The 17636-nt window shown below is 65.0% G+C and carries 15 protein-coding genes; 11 read left to right on the top strand and 4 right to left on the bottom strand.

What is annotated here, in order from left to right:
- Window positions 1-27 precede the first annotated feature (27 nt).
- Genes RFA01S_RS18020 through RFA01S_RS18010 form a run of 3 tightly spaced genes read left to right on the top strand, consistent with a single transcriptional unit; the run spans window position 28 to window position 2386 of the window.
- Window positions 28-465 carry a GntR family transcriptional regulator gene (locus tag RFA01S_RS18020; RefSeq protein ID WP_238325067.1) on the top strand — a complete coding sequence of 146 codons (438 nt, stop codon included), beginning with the start codon at window positions 28-30 and terminating at the stop codon, window positions 463-465.
- Window positions 462-1319 carry an ABC transporter ATP-binding protein gene (locus RFA01S_RS18015; protein ID WP_032406694.1) on the top strand — a complete coding sequence of 286 codons (858 nt, stop codon included), beginning with the start codon at window positions 462-464 and terminating at the stop codon, window positions 1317-1319. The genes RFA01S_RS18020 and RFA01S_RS18015 overlap by 4 nt, the downstream gene beginning before the upstream one ends.
- A complete protein-coding gene (locus tag RFA01S_RS18010; RefSeq protein ID WP_032406695.1) occupies window positions 1319-2386 on the top strand; it encodes an ABC transporter permease in 1068 nt (355 codons plus the stop codon). The genes RFA01S_RS18015 and RFA01S_RS18010 overlap by 1 nt, the downstream gene beginning before the upstream one ends.
- A 16-nt stretch (window positions 2387-2402) precedes the next feature.
- On the opposite strand, the gene RFA01S_RS18005 is transcribed toward RFA01S_RS18010, so the two are convergent.
- Both RFA01S_RS18005 and RFA01S_RS18000 read right to left on the bottom strand, forming a co-directional pair.
- The gene (locus RFA01S_RS18005) at window positions 2403-2687 is read right to left on the bottom strand and encodes a hypothetical protein (RefSeq protein WP_032406696.1); all 285 of its coding nucleotides are present in this window, start codon (window positions 2685-2687) and stop codon (window positions 2403-2405) included.
- Between the two features lie 57 nt (window positions 2688-2744).
- A complete protein-coding gene (locus tag RFA01S_RS18000) occupies window positions 2745-3449 on the bottom strand; it encodes an SIR2 family NAD-dependent protein deacylase (RefSeq protein WP_230074499.1) in 705 nt (234 codons plus the stop codon).
- A gap of 146 nt (window positions 3450-3595) precedes the next feature.
- Between RFA01S_RS18000 and RFA01S_RS17995 the strand changes: the two genes are divergently transcribed.
- Window positions 3596-4192 (top strand): CHAP domain-containing protein, encoded by a 597-nt coding sequence (locus tag RFA01S_RS17995; RefSeq protein ID WP_032386934.1) that lies wholly within the window; start codon window positions 3596-3598, stop codon window positions 4190-4192.
- 6 nt (window positions 4193-4198) lie between these two features.
- Here the strand turns inward: RFA01S_RS17995 and RFA01S_RS17990 are convergent, their stop codons facing one another.
- Entirely contained in the window at window positions 4199-5107 is a 909-nt protein-coding gene (locus RFA01S_RS17990) for a sensor domain-containing diguanylate cyclase (protein ID WP_139278467.1), read from the bottom strand.
- A gap of 101 nt (window positions 5108-5208) precedes the next feature.
- Here RFA01S_RS17990 and RFA01S_RS17985 point away from each other — a divergent pair, with 101 nt between their 5' ends.
- The 6 genes from RFA01S_RS17985 to treZ all read left to right on the top strand — a co-directional run bounded on the left by RFA01S_RS17985 (window position 5209) and on the right by treZ (window position 15468).
- Window positions 5209-6009, top strand: coding sequence for a MerR family transcriptional regulator (locus RFA01S_RS17985; protein ID WP_032406698.1), 801 nt, complete (start codon window positions 5209-5211; stop codon window positions 6007-6009).
- Window positions 6006-6605: a hypothetical protein gene (locus RFA01S_RS17980; protein WP_052060550.1), complete on the top strand. Its 600-nt coding sequence runs from the start codon at window positions 6006-6008 to the stop codon at window positions 6603-6605. Before RFA01S_RS17985 ends, RFA01S_RS17980 begins: the two co-directional genes overlap by 4 nt.
- Before the next feature lie 237 nt (window positions 6606-6842).
- Entirely contained in the window at window positions 6843-8969 is a 2127-nt protein-coding gene (locus tag RFA01S_RS17975) for an acyltransferase family protein (protein WP_032406699.1), read from the top strand.
- A 56-nt stretch (window positions 8970-9025) separates the two neighbouring features.
- Window positions 9026-11317, top strand: a complete 2292-nt coding sequence (glgX, locus tag RFA01S_RS17970; protein WP_032374340.1) for a glycogen debranching protein GlgX — start codon at window positions 9026-9028, stop codon at window positions 11315-11317.
- 3 nt (window positions 11318-11320) lie between these two features.
- Window positions 11321-13696, top strand: coding sequence for a malto-oligosyltrehalose synthase (gene treY / locus RFA01S_RS17965; protein ID WP_032406700.1), 2376 nt, complete (start codon window positions 11321-11323; stop codon window positions 13694-13696).
- A complete protein-coding gene (gene treZ / locus RFA01S_RS17960) occupies window positions 13693-15468 on the top strand; it encodes a malto-oligosyltrehalose trehalohydrolase (protein ID WP_072692130.1) in 1776 nt (591 codons plus the stop codon). The genes treY and treZ overlap by 4 nt, the downstream gene beginning before the upstream one ends.
- Here the strand turns inward: treZ and RFA01S_RS17955 are convergent.
- Window positions 15441-17000 carry an MFS transporter gene (locus tag RFA01S_RS17955; protein ID WP_051365161.1) on the bottom strand — a complete coding sequence of 520 codons (1560 nt, stop codon included), beginning with the start codon at window positions 16998-17000 and terminating at the stop codon, window positions 15441-15443. The genes treZ and RFA01S_RS17955 overlap by 28 nt on opposite strands.
- A 110-nt stretch (window positions 17001-17110) precedes the next feature.
- On the opposite strand from RFA01S_RS17955, the gene RFA01S_RS17950 reads away from it, so the two are divergent.
- Window positions 17111-17635 carry a TetR/AcrR family transcriptional regulator gene (locus tag RFA01S_RS17950; RefSeq protein ID WP_027497323.1) on the top strand — a complete coding sequence of 175 codons (525 nt, stop codon included), beginning with the start codon at window positions 17111-17113 and terminating at the stop codon, window positions 17633-17635.
- Window position 17636 lies beyond the last annotated feature (1 nt).

Below are 17636 nucleotides of genomic sequence, written 5' to 3'. Positions count from 1 at the left end.
AAGTCTCGGGTCTGCTGCGGGTCGGAGATGGCGGCGCATCCCCCAGCCGTCACGGCCAACGCGGTGATCGCCTACCGTATCGATCGTCAGTCCGGCATTCCCACCTATGTCCAACTGATACTGCAGACCAAACAGGCCCTACGACTGGGAACACTCGCCGTCGGTGACCGACTGCCGACAGCAAAAGAAGTGGTCACGGCGCTGGCCATCAATCCCAACACCGTCCTCAAGGCGTACCGAGAACTCGAACGCGACGGGCTGGTCCAACCACGAACCGGTTCCGGGACGTTCGTCGTCGCCTCGCTCGCAAAACCCGGCATGGCCGAACGATCGGCGCTCGAGACCGAACTCGACCGCTGGATCCGACACTGCACGGCCGCAGGACTGGACAGACCTGACCTCGAAGCCATCGTCACCGCCGCACTCGACAAGCAATTCGACCGAACCGAAAGAGACGAAACATGACCGACGCGGTGCTCACCATGGACGAGGTGGCCAAATCGTTTCGCAGGAAGACCGTCCTCGACGGATGCTCGTTCGCAGTCGAAAGAGGAAGCGTCACAGCGTTGGTCGGCTCCAACGGTGCCGGAAAGTCGACGCTGCTGTCGCTGGCCGTCGGCCTGCTGACACCGGACAGCGGAACCATTCGGGTTCTGGGTGAGGGCGTTACCCAACGCGGAATCTCGCCCGGCCTGTCCTATCTGGCGCAGCACAAGCCCCTCTACCCACACTTCACCGTCGCCGAACTGCTGCGATTCGGCCGAAACACGAACTCGCACTGGGACGATGCGTACGCGAAGGAAATCGTCGACGCCGCCGGAATCGCCACCTCCGCTCGGGTCAAGTCCCTCTCCCCCGGCCACCGCACGCGGATTGCCCTCGCACTGGCACTCGGGCGTCGACCCGAAGTACTGCTGCTCGACGAGCCGCTTGCCGATCTCGATCCGGTCGCTCGCAGGGCGGTGGCACGCACCCTGATGCGCGATGCAGCCGAGAACGGTACGACGATCGTGCTGTCCTCACACGTGCTGTCCGAGCTCGTCGACGTCGCCGACCGGCTGTTGCTGCTACGCGGTGGGCGAATGCGACTCGACGGGGACCTCGACGCCATCACCGCCGACCACTACCTTCTCGCCGGCAGCTCCGACGCCGACCCGTCGGTCGAGGACGGCACCATCGTGTCCGTGGTGTTCGGTTCCGGGGCAACAACATTCGTCGTACAGGGCAAACAACCGAGAACGACACCACCGGGGTGGACAGTCGAGAACGCCACCCTCGACGACGTCGTACTCGCCCACCTCGGAACGGAGACCAGCTGATGATCTGGGTGACTTGGAGACAATTTCGCGCGACCATCCTGTTCGGGGTGTTGACGCCACTTCTGTTGGCTGCGATCACCATTGCCGTCACGGTGATCGGCGGCGGTGTGATTCCGTCACCGTATCTGCAGAATTGCCGATCCTTCGATTCGTCCGACTGCACCGTCGGAAACATGCAGACGATAGCAATACTTTCGGCGATCGTCTTGCCCGTCGTCCTGGGGGCATTCGTCGGGGTGACCGTCTTCTCCCGCGATCTCGAACGTCGCACCCATGTACTCGGTCTGAGTCAATCCGTGAGCCGACGACGGTGGTACAGCGTGCGCATTCTCGTCGTGTTCGCACCGATCGTCGGGGCGATGACGGTGCTCGGATGCGTGCTGTTCGCAGCCAAGTACAACACTGCACCCGATACCTTCGCCATGTCCTTCGCGGGGTCGAATGAATCGCGGTTGGACTTTCCCATCTTCGGAGCCACGGGATTCGTCGCAGGCGCGTACACGGCCGTCGGATTGATGGTCGGTTCGGCATGCGCACTCGCGATGCGGAACACGATCGCTGCGATGATCACGACCGTCATCGTGTCGACTGTATTCCTGGCACTGCTGCCGACGCAGTTACGCGAGCACTATGCGACTCCCCAGACAGACCGAGTATCGGTGGAACAGAAGGTGAACGACGTGTACGGCGGTACTCCGGACTACTACAGACCAGGCGACTCGATCAGCTTGTTCCCACGATGGGAATTCTCGGCCGACTACGTCGACAGCAACGGCAGTCCGGTGCCCGTCGACTTGATGGACTGCAATTGGACCCAGAACTACAGGGATCTGAGCGAATTCGAGACGGTCGCCGAGTACGAGGAGTACTCCGACCGCCAGAGCGTGGAACGTCGCAACATCGAGATCCAGTGCATTCGGGATCAGGGCGCGGAGGCCTACGAGACGCGCTATCACGAGGACAGATCGTTCTGGCGGTTCCAGGCGATCGAGTCGGCGTTGTCGTTGGTGGTTGCCGGGCTTCTCGGGGGCGTGTCACTCCTGCTGCTGCGCAGGCTGCGTCCCTAGGGCAGGTCTGCCGCAGCTACCTCTGCGCTGGAATTCCGAGCGGTTTCCGATTCCTGATCACTGTGGCCACGAGGGCGGGGAGGCCGAGGACCAGAACCATGATTCCGACTACGAGTGCAGCAGTGGACCACGGCCTGCACACCCCCAGCTGATCGGCCAGGGTGACCGCGCCGACGATGCCGAGGATCCAGGCGAAGAATTCGATTCGGCGAACGCGTCGGGATGTCGGATCCGAGGTTGCCCACCACGCACCGACGGACGAACACGCGAGGGCGCACACGAGCAACCAGTACTCCGCCATCTCGGCCTCCTCGAAGTCGATGGTGTGATCAGGGTAGTTCGCGTGCCGCCCGTCCGTTCACAATTGTGCGACCAGCAGTGGCAGACCCACCGCGGCCGTTGTGCGCCATCGGTGGTCGGCCATGTCGGATACCTCGGTCTCGACCGGGTTGATCTCGACCACGGTTGCGCCCGCACTGCGTGCGACGGCGGGCAGTCCGGCGAACGGGTACACCACGCCCGACGTACCGACCACGAGCACCAGATCTGCAGCGCGCACAGCATTCTCGGCTGCTTCCCACGCCTGTTCGGGCAGCGATTCGCCGAACCACACGGCCCCGGGACGGATGAGTCCGCCGCACCGGGGACAGTCCGGCGGCGGAACACGCTGATCTGCGTCGATCGGAATGTCGTCGTCCAGAATGTCGTTACCCAGAACGTCGGGGTCGTCGAGTTCCGCGCGCACTCCACACTCGCTGCAGTACGGCTCGAAAAGGCTTCCGTGTACGTGTGCGAGCACTGTGGATCCGGCTCGTTCGTGCAGATCGTCGACGTTCTGCGTGGCGATGTCCACCTGCGCATGCTGCTGCCATTGCGCGACGGCGCGGTGGCCGGCGTTGGGTTCGGAACGACGCACGAGTGCTGCGCGCCACCGGTACCAACCCCACACGAGGTCGCTGTCGGCGAGCCAGCCCTCGGGACTGGCGAGGTCCTTCGGATCGAAGTCCTGCCACAGACCGGTCCGGGCGTCGCGAAACGTTGCAATTCCGGATTCGGCCGACATGCCGGCCCCGGTCAGAACGACGATGCGCGACGCCGCTCGTGCGGCGTCCACGATGGGTTGTGGAACGGCGTCGACCGTCTGCTCGTGCGAATGGGTCACACAGCTATTGTGCCAACCGGTGTTCGCTCACGCGCTACCGTGTGGGCATGAGCATCGACACCGATACCCGTACGCGGCGACGCTGGCCCCTGTGGACCGCAGCGGTCACCGCTGTGGTCGTGGTGGTGGCCGTCGGTGTTCTGTGGCTCGCCCCGAGTCGCTATCTACCGTGGGACACCGAATCGTTCCCCGAGGTGAACAGCTCCGAGTTGACCGTCGACCAAGCCCGTGTGGTGGACCTGCTGCGAGTCGAGCACGAGAAGCAGCGTCCGGGAACCTTCTATGCAGAGGGCGTGGACGAGGCCTGGTGCGCCGACTTCGTCAGCTGGATCATGAAGGAAGCGGGCATGCCGTTGTCGAATCCCAACTCGGGTTCGTGGCGCATTCCCGGCGTCTACACGCTGCAGGAGTACTACCAGCAACAGGGACGGTTCGAGACCGTCGGCAACTACACGCCGTCGGTGGGTGATGTGGTGTTGTACGACAACTCCAGTTGGGTCGGCCAACACACCAACGTCATCGTGGCTGTCGACGGCAGCGAGGCCGTCACCGTGGGCGGGAACGAAGCCGGCAAGATCAGGATTCACACTCTGAATTACGAATCCGACTCGGGTGTAGTCGGATTCGGCCGCTTGGCATCCTGAGGGCCGTCATTGCGACGGGGTGCTGGAACGGTCGCCGAGTGATCGCGCCCCTCCGTCTCTCTTCGCTCTGTACAGCAACAGGTCTGCTCGGTCGAAACAGTCGTAGAGCGATTCCCCCGGACGCAATGTCGTGTAACCGGCGGAGAACGTCTGCTCGTCCGGGACGACGGCTGCGAGTTCGGTCAGCACGGTTGCCATCGTCGTCGACCCGGTATCGGGCATCGCGATGGCGAATTCCTCCCCGCCCCATCTGGCGACATACGCTCGCCCTGCAAGCAATTGCATTGCGGCAGTGGAGAACTGGACCAACAGGCGATCGCCGCGGCCGTGTCCATACTTGTCGTTGAACGACTTGAAGCGATCGAAATCGATCATCGCCATCGCCAGCGACACGTCGACTCCGCGCGGAGTCGTCAACTGAGACAACCGATCTCGCCATCCACGCCGATTGAGCAGCCCGGTCAAGGGATCGGTCAGCGCAGCCTCCCGTAGGTCGTCCTCCAACCGCCGCCGATCGGTGACGTCGTGGACCACCGCCATGGTCCATCGTCGGCCGTCCGGGCCGGGGACCTCGCTGGCCGACACCCAACCCCACCGCACCGTGCCGTCGGGGTGCAGGTATCGCTTCTCGACGTGTACGGATTCACCACGGGCCTCGGCGTCGTCCATCATCTGTTCCATCGCCGCGTGTTGGTCCAGGTCGTCGGGGTGGGTGAATTCACGGGAGGATCGGCCCCACAGTAGGTCCCTGGGGCACCCCACGATTGCCGCATACGCCTCGTTCGCGAGTAACAGCAGCCCGTGTTCGTCGGCGAGTGCCATTCCCACCGTGCTGGCCTCGAACATCTCCCGATACCAGCGATCGGCGTCGACCATGATTGTCCGGTTCACTTCCTCGAACGGTGCGAGCCACATCGATTCACACGACACACCGACGATACGCCGTCGTGGGGACCCGAACAGTATCGAGCGATCGGCCTTGACCTTGACGCTACGTCAACGTTCACACTGGACGCATGAGAATCGGATCCCTCGCCGATGCCGCCGGAACGACCCCGCGGACGGTGCGCCACTACCACCGACTCGGCTTGCTCTCCGAGCCTCGGCGGCTGTCCAACGGCTACCGCGAGTACACGATCGACGACGTCGTTCGGCTGATGCGAATCCGATGGTTGGCCGAGTGCGGAATGCCGCTGGGCGCGATAGCGGCAGTGCTCGACGGAAAAGCGACGGACGAGCCCGACGTGGTCGGGGACCTGCGAGCCTTGCTGGCCGGCATCGAGACCGAGCAGACGGCATTGGCACACAAGCACAGTCGCTTGTCGGCGTTGCTCGACGACGCTGTCGAACGGCGTCCTCTGACCGCGCTCCCACGAGATGTTGCCGCAACGTTCGGGTCCTTGCTCGATGCAGCGGACGAACGGGACCGGCCCGCGCTGATCCGCGAACGCGATCTACTCGAAGTGATGGCAATTTCGGGCCGCGTCCCGGCGGCATTCTTCGAGACGATGTCCGCCGCGCTCGGCGATCACGACCTACGTCGGAGATACCTGGTGTTGCTACGACGCTTCGGTGCCCTCGAGGGCCGAAGCGTCGCCGAATCCGAGGACGACATCGACGCGTTGGCCGACGAGTTGGTGTCCGTACTCGATGTCGAGTCCTTCGCTCAGGCGCCCGAGTCCGCTGCGCTCGGGAGCGAATCGACCGGGCTGCTCGACATCGAGGACATCGTTCCCGACGCGGCCCAACGCGCCGTCGTCCTCCGCACCACAGCTCGTCTGCTCGACGGTGAGCATCCGGCAGGAACATCACAGTGACCCCGGATCGGGGTGCCCGGGTCGGCAGATGGCACGCACTGCTGTTGTGGGCACGCGGCCGCCACGCACCGATCGCGGCCGACTCTGCCGAGTTCACCGCGGTGCGCGGAACGGGTTCGATGCCGTTGATGTTCGGTGTGGCCTCTGTCGTCGAGATCGTCGTCGTGCATCTCCTCGTGCCGTGGCTGTGGCTCGATATCGTGCTCGGTGCGCTCTCGGTCGTATCGATCGTTCTGCTGGCGTCGGCTTTAGCCGTCGGCCGGGTGCACCCCCATGTCCTCACACCCGAAGCACTCGTCCTGCGCACCTCCGGCGAGGTCGTCACCACGGTGGAGAGATCGACGATCGTCTCGGCCCGACTCCATCGCCGGTTCGGCGTGGTGGCTCCCACTGTCCGCGACGACCGAGCCGTGTTACCGAACCAGGACGGCACGAACGTCGACATCACGTTGTCGACCCGCACCACAGTCGTCGTACCCGCACCCCTACGTCGGTGGCGGGTCGAGGGCACCGCGACGTCCATCGGCGTGTACGTGGACGATCCCGTGGCCCTGGTCGCCGCGTTGTCCTCGGTTCCGGCCGACGGTGGGATGTGAACCCGAACTGCTGCGGGACCGGTGAGACCACGCTGTGAGAAACCGGCGACGAGCTGGGACCGGCACCGCAGTACGGACTCCGAGGAGTGCGTCACCGCGCGTACACGTATTGTTTGCTCAGAACGTCTTCTTGTTTGCGACGAACCTCGGCGTCTGCCGAGCAGCTTCCGAGACGAACACCACCGACCGTGACCGCCCGACCAGTGGTCGATCGACAGCCGGAGCCATTCCCCTTTCATGCAGGTACACCCGAGCGGCACCGATCACGAATCGGCAACCGATTCCGCGGCCCCGAGTTCGGTGTCGGCTCCCGTCGTGCCGCGACCGCCACAGCGCCAGGATCTGAACGGCCTGCGTGGTGTCGCCATCGCTCTGGTGGTCGTGTTCCACATCTGGATGGGTCGGGTGTCGGGCGGAGTCGATGTCTTCCTCACGCTGTCCGGCTTCTTCTTCACTGCGTCGTTGCTTCGATCGGCCGAGGCCGGTGCGAGCCTGAACCCGATCACCCGCATCGTTCGCGTACTCCGCAGACTCGGACCGCCTCTGGCGCTCACCCTGTTGGCGGTAGCGGCCGCGTCTGTGTTCCTGCTACCGAGGACCCGCTGGGCCGACGTGGGCGACCAACTCGTCTCCGGCGTCTTCTTCTTCGTGAACTGGCAGTTGGCGACGACGGCCAACGACTACCTGGCGGCCGACCCCTCGGTGAGTCCGGTCCAGCACCTGTGGTCCGTCGCGGTGCAATTCCAGTTCTATTTGCTCGCGATTGCCGTCGTGTTCGGTCTGGCGTGGATTCTGCGCACGATGCGACCGGAGGGACCGCGAAGTCTGCGACCACAGACCTTCGCCGTGATCTTCGCCGTCATCGCGGTGTTGTCGTTCGTGTATGCAGCGGACGGTGCTCGACGCCATCAGGCGTGGAACTACTACGACACGGGCGCGCGACTCTGGGAGATCATGCTCGGTGCGGCGGTCGCGGCCACGTTCGCGGCATTCGCCGGCAGAAACACCGGGGCCGATGCCCGCGTGAGTCGGCTGGGATCGACCGCCCGGGGCGCGCTCGCCGCCGGTGCGATGTTCGTCATCGTCGTCTGTGGATTCGTGGTGGACGGCGTGACCGCGTTCCCCGGTCCCCTGGCGCTGATTCCGGTACTGGCCACTGTGGCGCTGATCATCGCAGGCTCGAACACCGTGGTCGCCGCGACGTTGTCCAACCGGTTCTTCGCCTGGGTCGGCTCGATCGCGTTTCCGTTGTACCTATGGCACTGGCCGCTGTTGATCTTCTACCTGTCGGCCACCGGCAGGACCCACGCGGACATACCCGGCGGACTCGGCATCGTCGGTGCATCGGTCGCACTCGCGTGGCTCACCGTCCGCTTCGTGGAGCGTCCCACGCAGGCCGCCACATTCACTCCCGGCCGCATCGCAGTCACGGCCGTCGCCCTCGTTGCTGCCGTGGCGGTGACAGCCGGTTCGGTCGGCTGGAACGCCTACATCGAACGATCGATCTCGGCCGTGCAGGCCGACGAATCGGTCGACGAAGCCACGCACCCGGGGGCGCTGGAACTGACCGACGGCATTCGCGTCGAACCGGCCGAGATGACGCCTCCCCTGTACTCCGCTCCCGAGGATCTTCCCGTCACCACCCTCGAGGGCTGCATCGCGGATTTCGAGACTCGCGACGCTCTGTCCTGTACCTACGGCGACGTCGATGCGGCCCGAACGATCGTGCTGGCGGGGAGCTCACACGCCGAGCACTGGGTGACCGCTCTCGACACTCTGGGGCGGCGGCACGGCTTCAAGGTGGTCACGTTCGTGAAGATGGGGTGCCCGCTCAGCCTGGACACGATGCCGATGCTCGGGCAGAACGAGTACCCGGATTGTCTGGACTGGACCCGGACCGTGCTCGACGACGTCGCATCGATGCAACCGGAATACGTGTTCACCACGGCCACCCGGCCCCGCGACGACTTCCCCGGCGACTTCACCCCGCCCTGGTACGTCTCGGTCTGGCAGCAGTTGATCGCCGACGGTGTCGGCGTCCTCGGTATCAGGGACACCCCGTGGCTCGCGTATCGAGCCATCGACTGCCTGGCCGACGGCGGCTCGGCCACCTCGTGCGGCATCCCGCGAGACGAGGCGCTCGACTCGGTCAACCCCGCTCTGGCGTCCTCGTTCCAGCTGAGCGGATTCTCCGCCCTCGACCTCTCGGACGCGGTGTGCGACGACACCGTCTGTCGCGTCGAGCAGGGGAACGTACTGATCTATCGCGACGAGCATCATCTGACCGCCACCTACGTGCGAACCCTGACCACCGAGCTCGGCCGGCAGCTCGGATCTGCGACCGGCTGGTGGGCCGGACCGTGAGCGGAACGGCTCGCGCTCGGTAAGCCTGGTCCCACCGGTCACAGTAGGGTTGATCCATGCTGCACGACGCCTCCGACGACACGCCCGCCATCGCCGTATGGCCGGGATCCCCTTATCCACTGGGAGCGACCTACGACGGAGCAGGAACCAACTTCGCCTTGTTCTCCGAGGTCGCCGAGGCCGTGGACCTGTGCCTGATCGCCGAGGACGGTACCGAAACTCGTATTCGTTTCGAGGAGTCCGACGGCTATGTGTGGCACGCGTACCTGCCCACGGTGGTGCCGGGACAACGCTACGGCTACCGCGTCCACGGGCCGTGGGATCCGGCTGCCGGACATCGTTGTGATCCCAGCAAGTTGCTGGTCGATCCTTACGGAAAAGCATTCGAGGGGTCGTTCGACGGAGACCGATCGCTCTTCTCCTACAACATCGACATCCCGGCCGCCGAACCCGAGCCCGTGGAGTCCACGGACTCCGCAGCCGCGGATCCACTCGACGCCGACGGCGGGTTCGAGGACGCGGCCGATCTTGCCGATCCGGACGGCGAAATCGTCGACGAGGCACCGATCGCCCACGACGACGAGCCGAACAACGATTTCCCTCAGCACGATTCGCTGGGGCACACGATGACCACCGTGGTGATCAACCCCTTCTTCGACTGGCAGGCCGACCGCGCACCGAAGAGGCCGTATCACGAGACGGTGATCTACGAGGCCCACGTCAAGGGCATGACGATCACCCATCCGGACATCCCCGAGGCCGAGCGCGGCACCTATGCCGGTCTGGCACATCCGGTGATCATCGAGCATCTGCAGCACCTGGGCGTCACCGCGATCGAGCTGATGCCGGTGCACCAGTTCATGCAGGACCAGGTACTTCTGGACAAGGGACTGCGAAACTACTGGGGCTACAACACCTTCGGATTCCTCGCGCCTCATGCGGAGTATTCCTCGCATCAGTCGCCCGGTGCCGCGGTGACCGAATTCAAGGCGATGGTCCGTTCGTTCCACGCCGCCGGCATCGAGGTGATCCTCGACGTGGTCTACAACCACACCGCCGAGGGAAACCACATGGGCCCCACCATCAGCTTCCGCGGCATCGACAACGCGGCCTACTACCGACTGGTCGACGGCGATCTCGAGCACTACATGGACTACACCGGGACGGGCAACAGTCTCAATGCTCGACACCCACACACGCTGCAGCTCATCATGGACTCGCTGCGCTACTGGGTCACCGAGATGCACGTCGACGGATTCAGGTTCGACCTCGCATCCACCCTGGCCCGTGAACTGCACGACGTGGATCGGCTGAGCGCGTTCTTCGATCTGGTGCAACAGGACCCGGTCGTCAGCCAGGTCAAGCTGATCGCCGAGCCGTGGGATGTCGGCGAGGGCGGATACCAGGTGGGTAACTTCCCCGGTCTGTGGACCGAGTGGAACGGCAAGTACCGTGACACCGTTCGCGACTACTGGCGCGGTGAGCCCGCGACGCTGGGCGAGTTCGCGTCGCGCCTGACCGGATCGTCGGATCTCTACGAGGCGACGGGCCGTCGCCCCGGTGCCAGCATCAACTTCGTCATCGCGCACGACGGCTTCACCCTCAACGACCTGGTCTCGTACAACGACAAGCACAACGAGGCCAACGGCGAGGACAACAACGACGGCGAGAGCCACAACCGGTCGTGGAACTGCGGCGTCGAGGGTCCGACCGACGATCCCGAGATCCTCGATCTGCGGGCCCGCCAGATTCGCAACATCATGGCCACGCTGCTGCTCAGCCAAGGCACGCCGATGATCGCGCACGGCGACGAACTCGGCCGAACTCAGCAGGGCAACAACAACGTCTACTGCCAGGATTCGGAACTGGCGTGGATGGATTGGTCCCTGGCCGAGACCAACGCCGACCTGATCGAGTTCACCCGCAACGCAATTGCGCTGCGCAACGAGCACCCGGTGTTTCGCCGTCGCCGATTCTTCGAGGGCAGGCCCATCCGATCGGGCGAACAGGCACGTGACATCGCCTGGCTCACCCCCGCAGGCGAGGAGATGACTCCCGAGGACTGGGACAGCGGTTTCGGCAAATCGCTCACCGTGTTCCTCAACGGTGAGGGCATTCCCGAGCCGAATCAGCGCGGGGAGCGGGTGGTCGACGACTCGTTCCTGTTGTGCTTCAACGCACATCACGAGACGATCGAATTCGTCACTCCGGACGGAAACTACGCCAAGGAATGGACGGTCGCCCTCGATACGGCAGCGCGCACGGGAGCGGGTGAGAAATCGATCGAAGCGGGTACACCGGTGGAGGTCACCGCTCGATCCCTACTCGTTCTACGAAAGACTGCCTGACTCATGCCGCTGCCCACCAGCACATACCGGTTACAACTGCGGGGCGATGCCTTCACCCTGGCCGACGCCTCGGACGTGGTCGACTACCTGCACGACCTCGGAGTGAGCCATCTCTATCTCTCGCCGATACTGACCGCGACCGACGGTTCGACGCACGGGTACGACGTCACCGACACCTCGACCGTCTCCGCCGCCCTCGGCGGGCGAGATGCATTGACTCGCTTGCACTCTCGGGCTGCCGAGGTGGGCATGGGGATCATCGTCGACATCGTTCCCAACCACGTCGGGGTGGAGGATCCACGACAGAACGCGTGGTGGTGGGACGTTCTGCGGCGCGGTCGTGACTCGGAGTTCGCCACCTACTTCGACATCGACTTCGCAGCCGACAACGGAGTGGACGGCAAGATCGCCATCCCCGTGCTCGGCAGCGCGAGCGATGTCGCCGAGCTCACCGTCGACCGCTCCGAGGACGAGCCTCTGCTGGCGTTCTACGAGCACCGCTTCCCCATCGCCGACGGTACCGACGGCGACGACGCCCAGGCCGTGCACGACCGTCAGGCCTACCGCCTCGTCAGTTGGTCCGCCGGGTTGATCGGTTACCGCCGCTTCTTCTCGGTGAACGGCCTGGCCGGTGTCCGGCAGGAAGACCTCGACGTCTTCACCGACTCACATCGCCAGGTGGCGAGCTGGATCGAGGACGGGCTGATCGACGGGTTACGCGTCGACCACCCCGACGGCTTGGCCGATCCTGCCGGATATCTGACCGAACTACGCGGGCTGCTCGGTCCCGACCGCTGGCTGGTGATCGAGAAGATCTTGGCCGACGGCGAACCGTTGGACGAGTCGCTGCCCGTCGACGGCACGACAGGGTACGACGCGTTGGCGGCCGTGGGCGGGATATTCGTCGACCCGGAAGGGGCGCCGGCACTGACCGCACTGTCCCAGGTGCGCTCCGGCATCGCCTACGACGACGAGACGTTGCACGAGACAGAACTCGATCTCAAGACCGCTGTCGCGCGCGGCGACCTGTCCCCCGAGGTGCGACGCCTCGCCCGCGCCGTGGTTCGTGAATCGGGTACCTCCATCGAGCTCGAATCGGTGATCGACGCCATCGTCGCCGTTGTTGCCGCAGTTCCGGTGTACCGCACCGACTACGCGCCGCTGGCCGGTGTGCTTCCGGGTGTCGTCGCCGCCATCGGTGAAGAGCAGCCGGAACTGGCCGGCGGTCTCGACGCTCTGACAACCGCCCTGATCGCCGGTACCGAATCCCCCGTGCGTTTCGATCAGGTGTGCGGTGCCGTCACGGCCAAGGGCGTCGAGGACTGCCTGTTCTACCGCGCCAACCGGTTGATCTCGCTGCAGGAGGTCGGCGGCGATCCCGCTCGGTTCGGTTGCAGCCCAGCGTACTTCCATCTGAAGAACGCCGACCGCGCGAAGCGCTGGCCCGCCGCGATGACGACACTGTCCACACACGACACCAAACGCGGTGAGGACGTGCGGGCGCGTATCGGCGTGCTCTCGCAGACGCCGGAGCTGTGGGCCCGGTCGATCGCCGATTGGGAGGAGCTGGCCCCGAGCCCCGACGGCACCACAGGGATGTTCTTGTGGCAGAACGTCTTCGGTGTCTGGCCGGTCGACGGGGTGATCACCTCGACCCTGCGGGAACGGCTACACGCCTACGCCGAGAAGGCCATTCGCGAGGCCGCTCTCCGTACCACGTGGACCGATCCGGACGAGGAGTTCGAGACTGCCGTACACACGTGGCTCGACGCGATCATGGACGGTCCGGTGGCGCGTTCGATGACGATGCTCGTCGAAAAGCTTTCGCCCCATGGACACTCCGATGCACTCGGGCAGAAGTTGCTCACACTCGTCGGTCCCGGAATCCCGGATGTGTATCAGGGCACCGAGTTGTGGGAGGACTCGCTCGTCGACCCCGACAACCGCAGACCCGTCGACTACTCGGTACGCCGGTCCGTTCTGGCCGGACTGAACGGATCCGCGCCGTCGGTCGATACCGGTGCTGCGAAATTGGCCGTGGTTCGTTCCGCGCTGACGGTACGACGCGAACGGCCTGCGAGCTTCGTCGGCGGTAGTTACACGCCGATCGTCGCGGACGGGGCCGCGGCCGAGCATGTCGTCGGATTTGCCCGAGGTCCGTTGCCCGGCAACTCCGATGTGGTTGCGCTGGCCACGAGGCTGTCCCTCGGTGTGGCCGAGAAAGGGTGGGGCGAGACGACCGTGACGCTGCCCGACGGTCGGTGGCGCGACCGCATCACCGACGTCGAACACAGCGGGACCGTTGCGGTCGCCGAGCTGTTCGCCTCCCTGCCGGTTGCACTTCTGGTGCGCAACAACGAAGGAGAGTCAGCACGATGACATCCTCGACCACTACATCCCCGGCCACGACATCTTCGGCCACCACCCGTGAATTCGCAGTATGGGCACCGACCCCGGAACGAGTACGGCTGCAACTGGACGACGCGGTCCACGACATGGAGCAATCCTCGGACGGCTGGTGGCGAGCAGAGGTGGCCGCCGCCGCGGACAGTCGCTACGGATTCCTCCTCGACGACGCCGAGAAGGCGCTGCCGGATCCACGCTCGCCTCGGCAACCCGACGGTGTGCACGAATTGTCCCAGGTGTTCGAGGTCGATCCGTCGTTGTGGACCGATTCCGCATGGACCGGTCGTCAACTCCCCGGATCGTCGATCTACGAACTCCACATCGGCACCTTCACTCGCGAGGGAACGTTCGACGCGGCGATCGACAAGCTCGATCACCTCGTCGACCTCGGCGTGTCCTTCGTCGAGATCATGCCGGTCAACGGATTCAACGGCGTGCACAACTGGGGCTACGACGGCGTCCTCTGGTACACCGTGCACGAGGCCTACGGTGGCCCGGAAGGGTTGCAGCGCTTGGTCGATGCATGCCACGGCCGCGGGATCGGTGTGGTTCTCGACGTCGTCTACAACCATCTCGGCCCGTCCGGCAACTACCTGGAACGCTTCGGTCCCTACATGACCGAAGGGGCCAACAGCTGGGGCCAGGCGATCAACTATGCCGATGCAGACTCGGGCGAGGTGCGGCGCTACGCCCTGGACAACGCGTTGCGCTGGTTCTCCGAGTTCCACATCGACGCGTTGCGTCTCGACGCGGTGCACGCCATCGTCGACCACACCGCTGTGCACCTCCTCGAGCAACTCTCGATCGAAACGCGCACCCTGTCAGCGCATCTCGGCCGTCCACTGACCCTGATCGCCGAGAGCGACCTCAACGATCCGTCGCTGATCACGGCGCGGTCGGGTGGCGGCTACGGACTCGACGCACAGTGGGACGACGACATTCACCACGCGATCCATGCTGCGGTCTCCGGCGAACGGCAGGGCTACTACGGCGACTTCGGGTCCTTGCAGGGCCTGGCGAACACGGTGCGGCAGGGCTTCTTTCATGCCGGAACGTACTCCAGCTTCCGCGGCCGAATCCACGGGCGACCATTGGACACCCGCCGCATTCCCGCCAGCTCTCTGGTGGCCTACACGACCACCCATGATCAGGTCGGTAACCGTGCGATCGGAGATCGCCCCGGCTTCTACCTCTCCCCCGGACAGCTCGCGATCAAGGCAGCTCTGGTACTCACCTCGCCCTACACTCCGATGCTGTTCATGGGCGAGGAATGGGGAGCGTCGACTCCGTTCCAGTTCTTCACCTCCCACCCCGAACCCGAGCTCGGCAAGGCCACGGCGGAAGGACGCAAAGCCGAGTTCGCCGCACACGGGTGGGACAAGAGCGACATCCCCGACCCACAGGATCCCGAGACGTTCACGCGATCCAAATTGAATTGGTCGGAACTGGGCGACGGCGACCATGCCCGACTGTTGGCCGTCTATCGAGACCTACTGGCCCTGCGCCGCGAGCGGACCGAACTGACCGACCCGTGGCTCGATCACGTGAAGGTCGAGTACGACGAGGACGCCCAGTGGATCGCGATTCGCCGCGGCCGCGTCAGCGTGGTGTGCAATCTGTCCGAGTCCGCGGTGACGGTACCGGTCGGCGGCTCCACACTGCTCGAGTGGGAGCCGACGACCTCGAACGACACCGGGTCTGCCACCACGGTTCCCGGTCACTCCTTCGCGGTGCTCGAATCCTGACGAACCCGTAGGTTCACCAGCACGAACACGGCGGTGACCGCAAGGACCACCGCGGTGGCGACGGCCGCAACGTGCATGCCCGAGACGAACGCGGCATGCGCGGAGTCCAGGAGGACCGTCGCCACCGAGTCCGGTAGTTCACGGGCCACCGCGTCTGCGCCGCCGAGCGTTTCGGCTGCTCTGGCACCGAGCTCGGGTGTGAGCTGCGAGGTGTCGATCCCGCGTCGGAAGATGGCCATGACGACCGTGCCGAGGATCGCCACTCCCAGCGCGATGCCCAGCTCGTACGCGGTTTCCGACACCGCGGACGCAGCCCCGGCTCGCTCGGGTTCGACGGCGCTGACCACCAGGTCGGACGTCAGAGTGAGCGCGAAGCCGACGCCTGCACCCACCAGGACGAATCCGGCGATGAACAACGCCGGGCTGGTGTCGGTACCGAGACCGACCAGGATGCCCGCGCCCGCAGCAGCTGCGATCATGCCTGCGCCGAGGACCGTGCCTGCGGTGAAGTACCGAACCAGAACCGCAGCGAGCAATGAGGTCACGATGCTGGCGGCCGTGCCCGGCAGCAACAGCAGTCCGGCTTCGAGCGGGCTGTTGCCCAGGACGAGCTGCAGGTACTGCGAACCGAAGAACAGCACGCCGGCGAGTGCGAACACGGACAGGAAGTTCGTCGCCACACCCGTCGAGAAGGCACGGTTGGCGAACAGCCGGATGTCGATCATCGGGGCGTCCAGAATCCGCTGTCGCCGCACGAACACCACACCGGCGATCACGCCGACGACGGCGGAGACCACGTAGGCCGGGTGAAGGCCGTGCGCTGCGATCTCCTTGACCGCGAACACGATCGGAACGATAGCGAGCATCGACAACGCCGAGCTGGGTAGGTCGAAACGGCCCGGGTTCGGATCCTTGGACTCGGGAATGACCAACGGCCCCAGCGCGATCAGCGCGATCATGACGGGAATGTTGATGAGAAACACCGAGCCCCACCAGAAGTGCTCGAGCAACCACCCGCCCACGAGCGGACCGGCGGCCGCGCCGCCGCCCGCCATCGCGCCCCAGACGCCGATAGCGGTCACCCGTTGGCGCGGATCGAGGAAGATCGTGCGAATCAAGCCGAGAGTGGCGGGCATCAAGGTCGCGCCGGAGATACCCTGCAGAACTCGCGCCGCGATGAGCATCTCCGGGCTGGTCGAGACAGCCGCAACGAGAGAGGCGATTCCGAAGCCCGCTGCTCCGATCAGCAGTAGGCGACGCCGACCGATCCGGTCACCGAGCGTGCCCATCGTGATGAGCAAGCCGGCCAGTACGAACGAGTACACGTCGATGATCCACAGCAGCTGATTGCTCGACGGTGCCAGATCGGCGCTGATGAACGGCAGGGCGAGGTCGAGCACGGTCCCGTCGACCGCGATGAGAAGGACGGCAAACGCGAGCACCACCAACCCGAACCAGTCGCGCGCGGTGGCTCTGGAGGCCGATCCGCCGTCGATCTCGTGCACCGCACCGGTCCGCACGTCGCTCACCATGACTCCATTTCGCCCGCCCGGTCCGCGACCGGCACATCTTCGATACCAACCGTCCAGCCGGTACAGCTCTGAAGACTACCTCGAACCGTCCAGCCGGTAAAGTGAGTTCCATGTCATCTGACACACGCGACCGAATTCTGGATTCGCTCGAGACGTTGCTCCTCGAACACGGCATGACCAAAGTGACCCTGGACAGCGTCGCTGCCGCCGCCGGGGTATCGAAGGGCGGCTTGCTGTACCACTTCAAGACCAAGGACGCGCTGGTCGCTGCCATGGTCCGACGACTCGCCGTTCAGGCCGATCAGCAGAGAGCCGACGCCGGCGCAGGTGGCACCTCCGTAGCGGAGTGGTATCTGCAACCACCCGATTGCATCTCGGAGAAGGAAATCGCGCTCTACCGCTCCACGCTGGCGGCACTGCGCAGCGTCGACGGCAACTCCGGTGAGGTGCAGGACGCCGTCACGGACATGATGCAGCAGTGGGACGAGGGCTTACGTACCGAGATCGACGATCCGGTGCAGGCCGAGATCATCCGACTCGTCGGCGACGGGATATACCTCGGAGCCGTCCTCGACCTGCCCGCCGTCGACCCCGAACTGCACAAGCGGGTGGTCGACCGCCTGCTGGGTCGGTGAC

The organism is Rhodococcoides fascians NBRC 12155 = LMG 3623, from assembly GCF_001894785.1.
GTDB lineage: Bacteria > Actinomycetota > Actinomycetes > Mycobacteriales > Mycobacteriaceae > Rhodococcoides > Rhodococcoides fascians.
This window is presented reverse-complemented; position numbering and strand designations above follow the sequence as displayed.

Coding starts and splice junctions, on each gene's coding strand:
- RFA01S_RS18020 (WP_238325067.1), top strand. CDS start 28: ATGGCGGCGCATCCCCCAGCCGTCACGGCCAACGCGGTGATCGCCTAC.
- RFA01S_RS18015 (WP_032406694.1), top strand. CDS start 462: ATGACCGACGCGGTGCTCACCATGGACGAGGTGGCCAAATCGTTTCGC.
- RFA01S_RS18010 (WP_032406695.1), top strand. CDS start 1,319: ATGATCTGGGTGACTTGGAGACAATTTCGCGCGACCATCCTGTTCGGG.
- RFA01S_RS18005 (WP_032406696.1), bottom strand. CDS start 2,687: ATGGCGGAGTACTGGTTGCTCGTGTGCGCCCTCGCGTGTTCGTCCGTC.
- RFA01S_RS18000 (WP_230074499.1), bottom strand. CDS start 3,449: ATGTCGGCCGAATCCGGAATTGCAACGTTTCGCGACGCCCGGACCGGT.
- RFA01S_RS17995 (WP_032386934.1), top strand. CDS start 3,596: ATGAGCATCGACACCGATACCCGTACGCGGCGACGCTGGCCCCTGTGG.
- RFA01S_RS17990 (WP_139278467.1), bottom strand. CDS start 5,107: ATGTGGCTCGCACCGTTCGAGGAAGTGAACCGGACAATCATGGTCGAC.
- RFA01S_RS17985 (WP_032406698.1), top strand. CDS start 5,209: ATGAGAATCGGATCCCTCGCCGATGCCGCCGGAACGACCCCGCGGACG.
- RFA01S_RS17975 (WP_032406699.1), top strand. CDS start 6,843: ATGCAGGTACACCCGAGCGGCACCGATCACGAATCGGCAACCGATTCC.
- glgX (WP_032374340.1), top strand. CDS start 9,026: ATGCTGCACGACGCCTCCGACGACACGCCCGCCATCGCCGTATGGCCG.
- treY (WP_032406700.1), top strand. CDS start 11,321: ATGCCGCTGCCCACCAGCACATACCGGTTACAACTGCGGGGCGATGCC.
- treZ (WP_072692130.1), top strand. CDS start 13,693: ATGACATCCTCGACCACTACATCCCCGGCCACGACATCTTCGGCCACC.
- RFA01S_RS17955 (WP_051365161.1), bottom strand. CDS start 17,000: ATGGTGAGCGACGTGCGGACCGGTGCGGTGCACGAGATCGACGGCGGA.
- RFA01S_RS17950 (WP_027497323.1), top strand. CDS start 17,111: ATGTCATCTGACACACGCGACCGAATTCTGGATTCGCTCGAGACGTTG.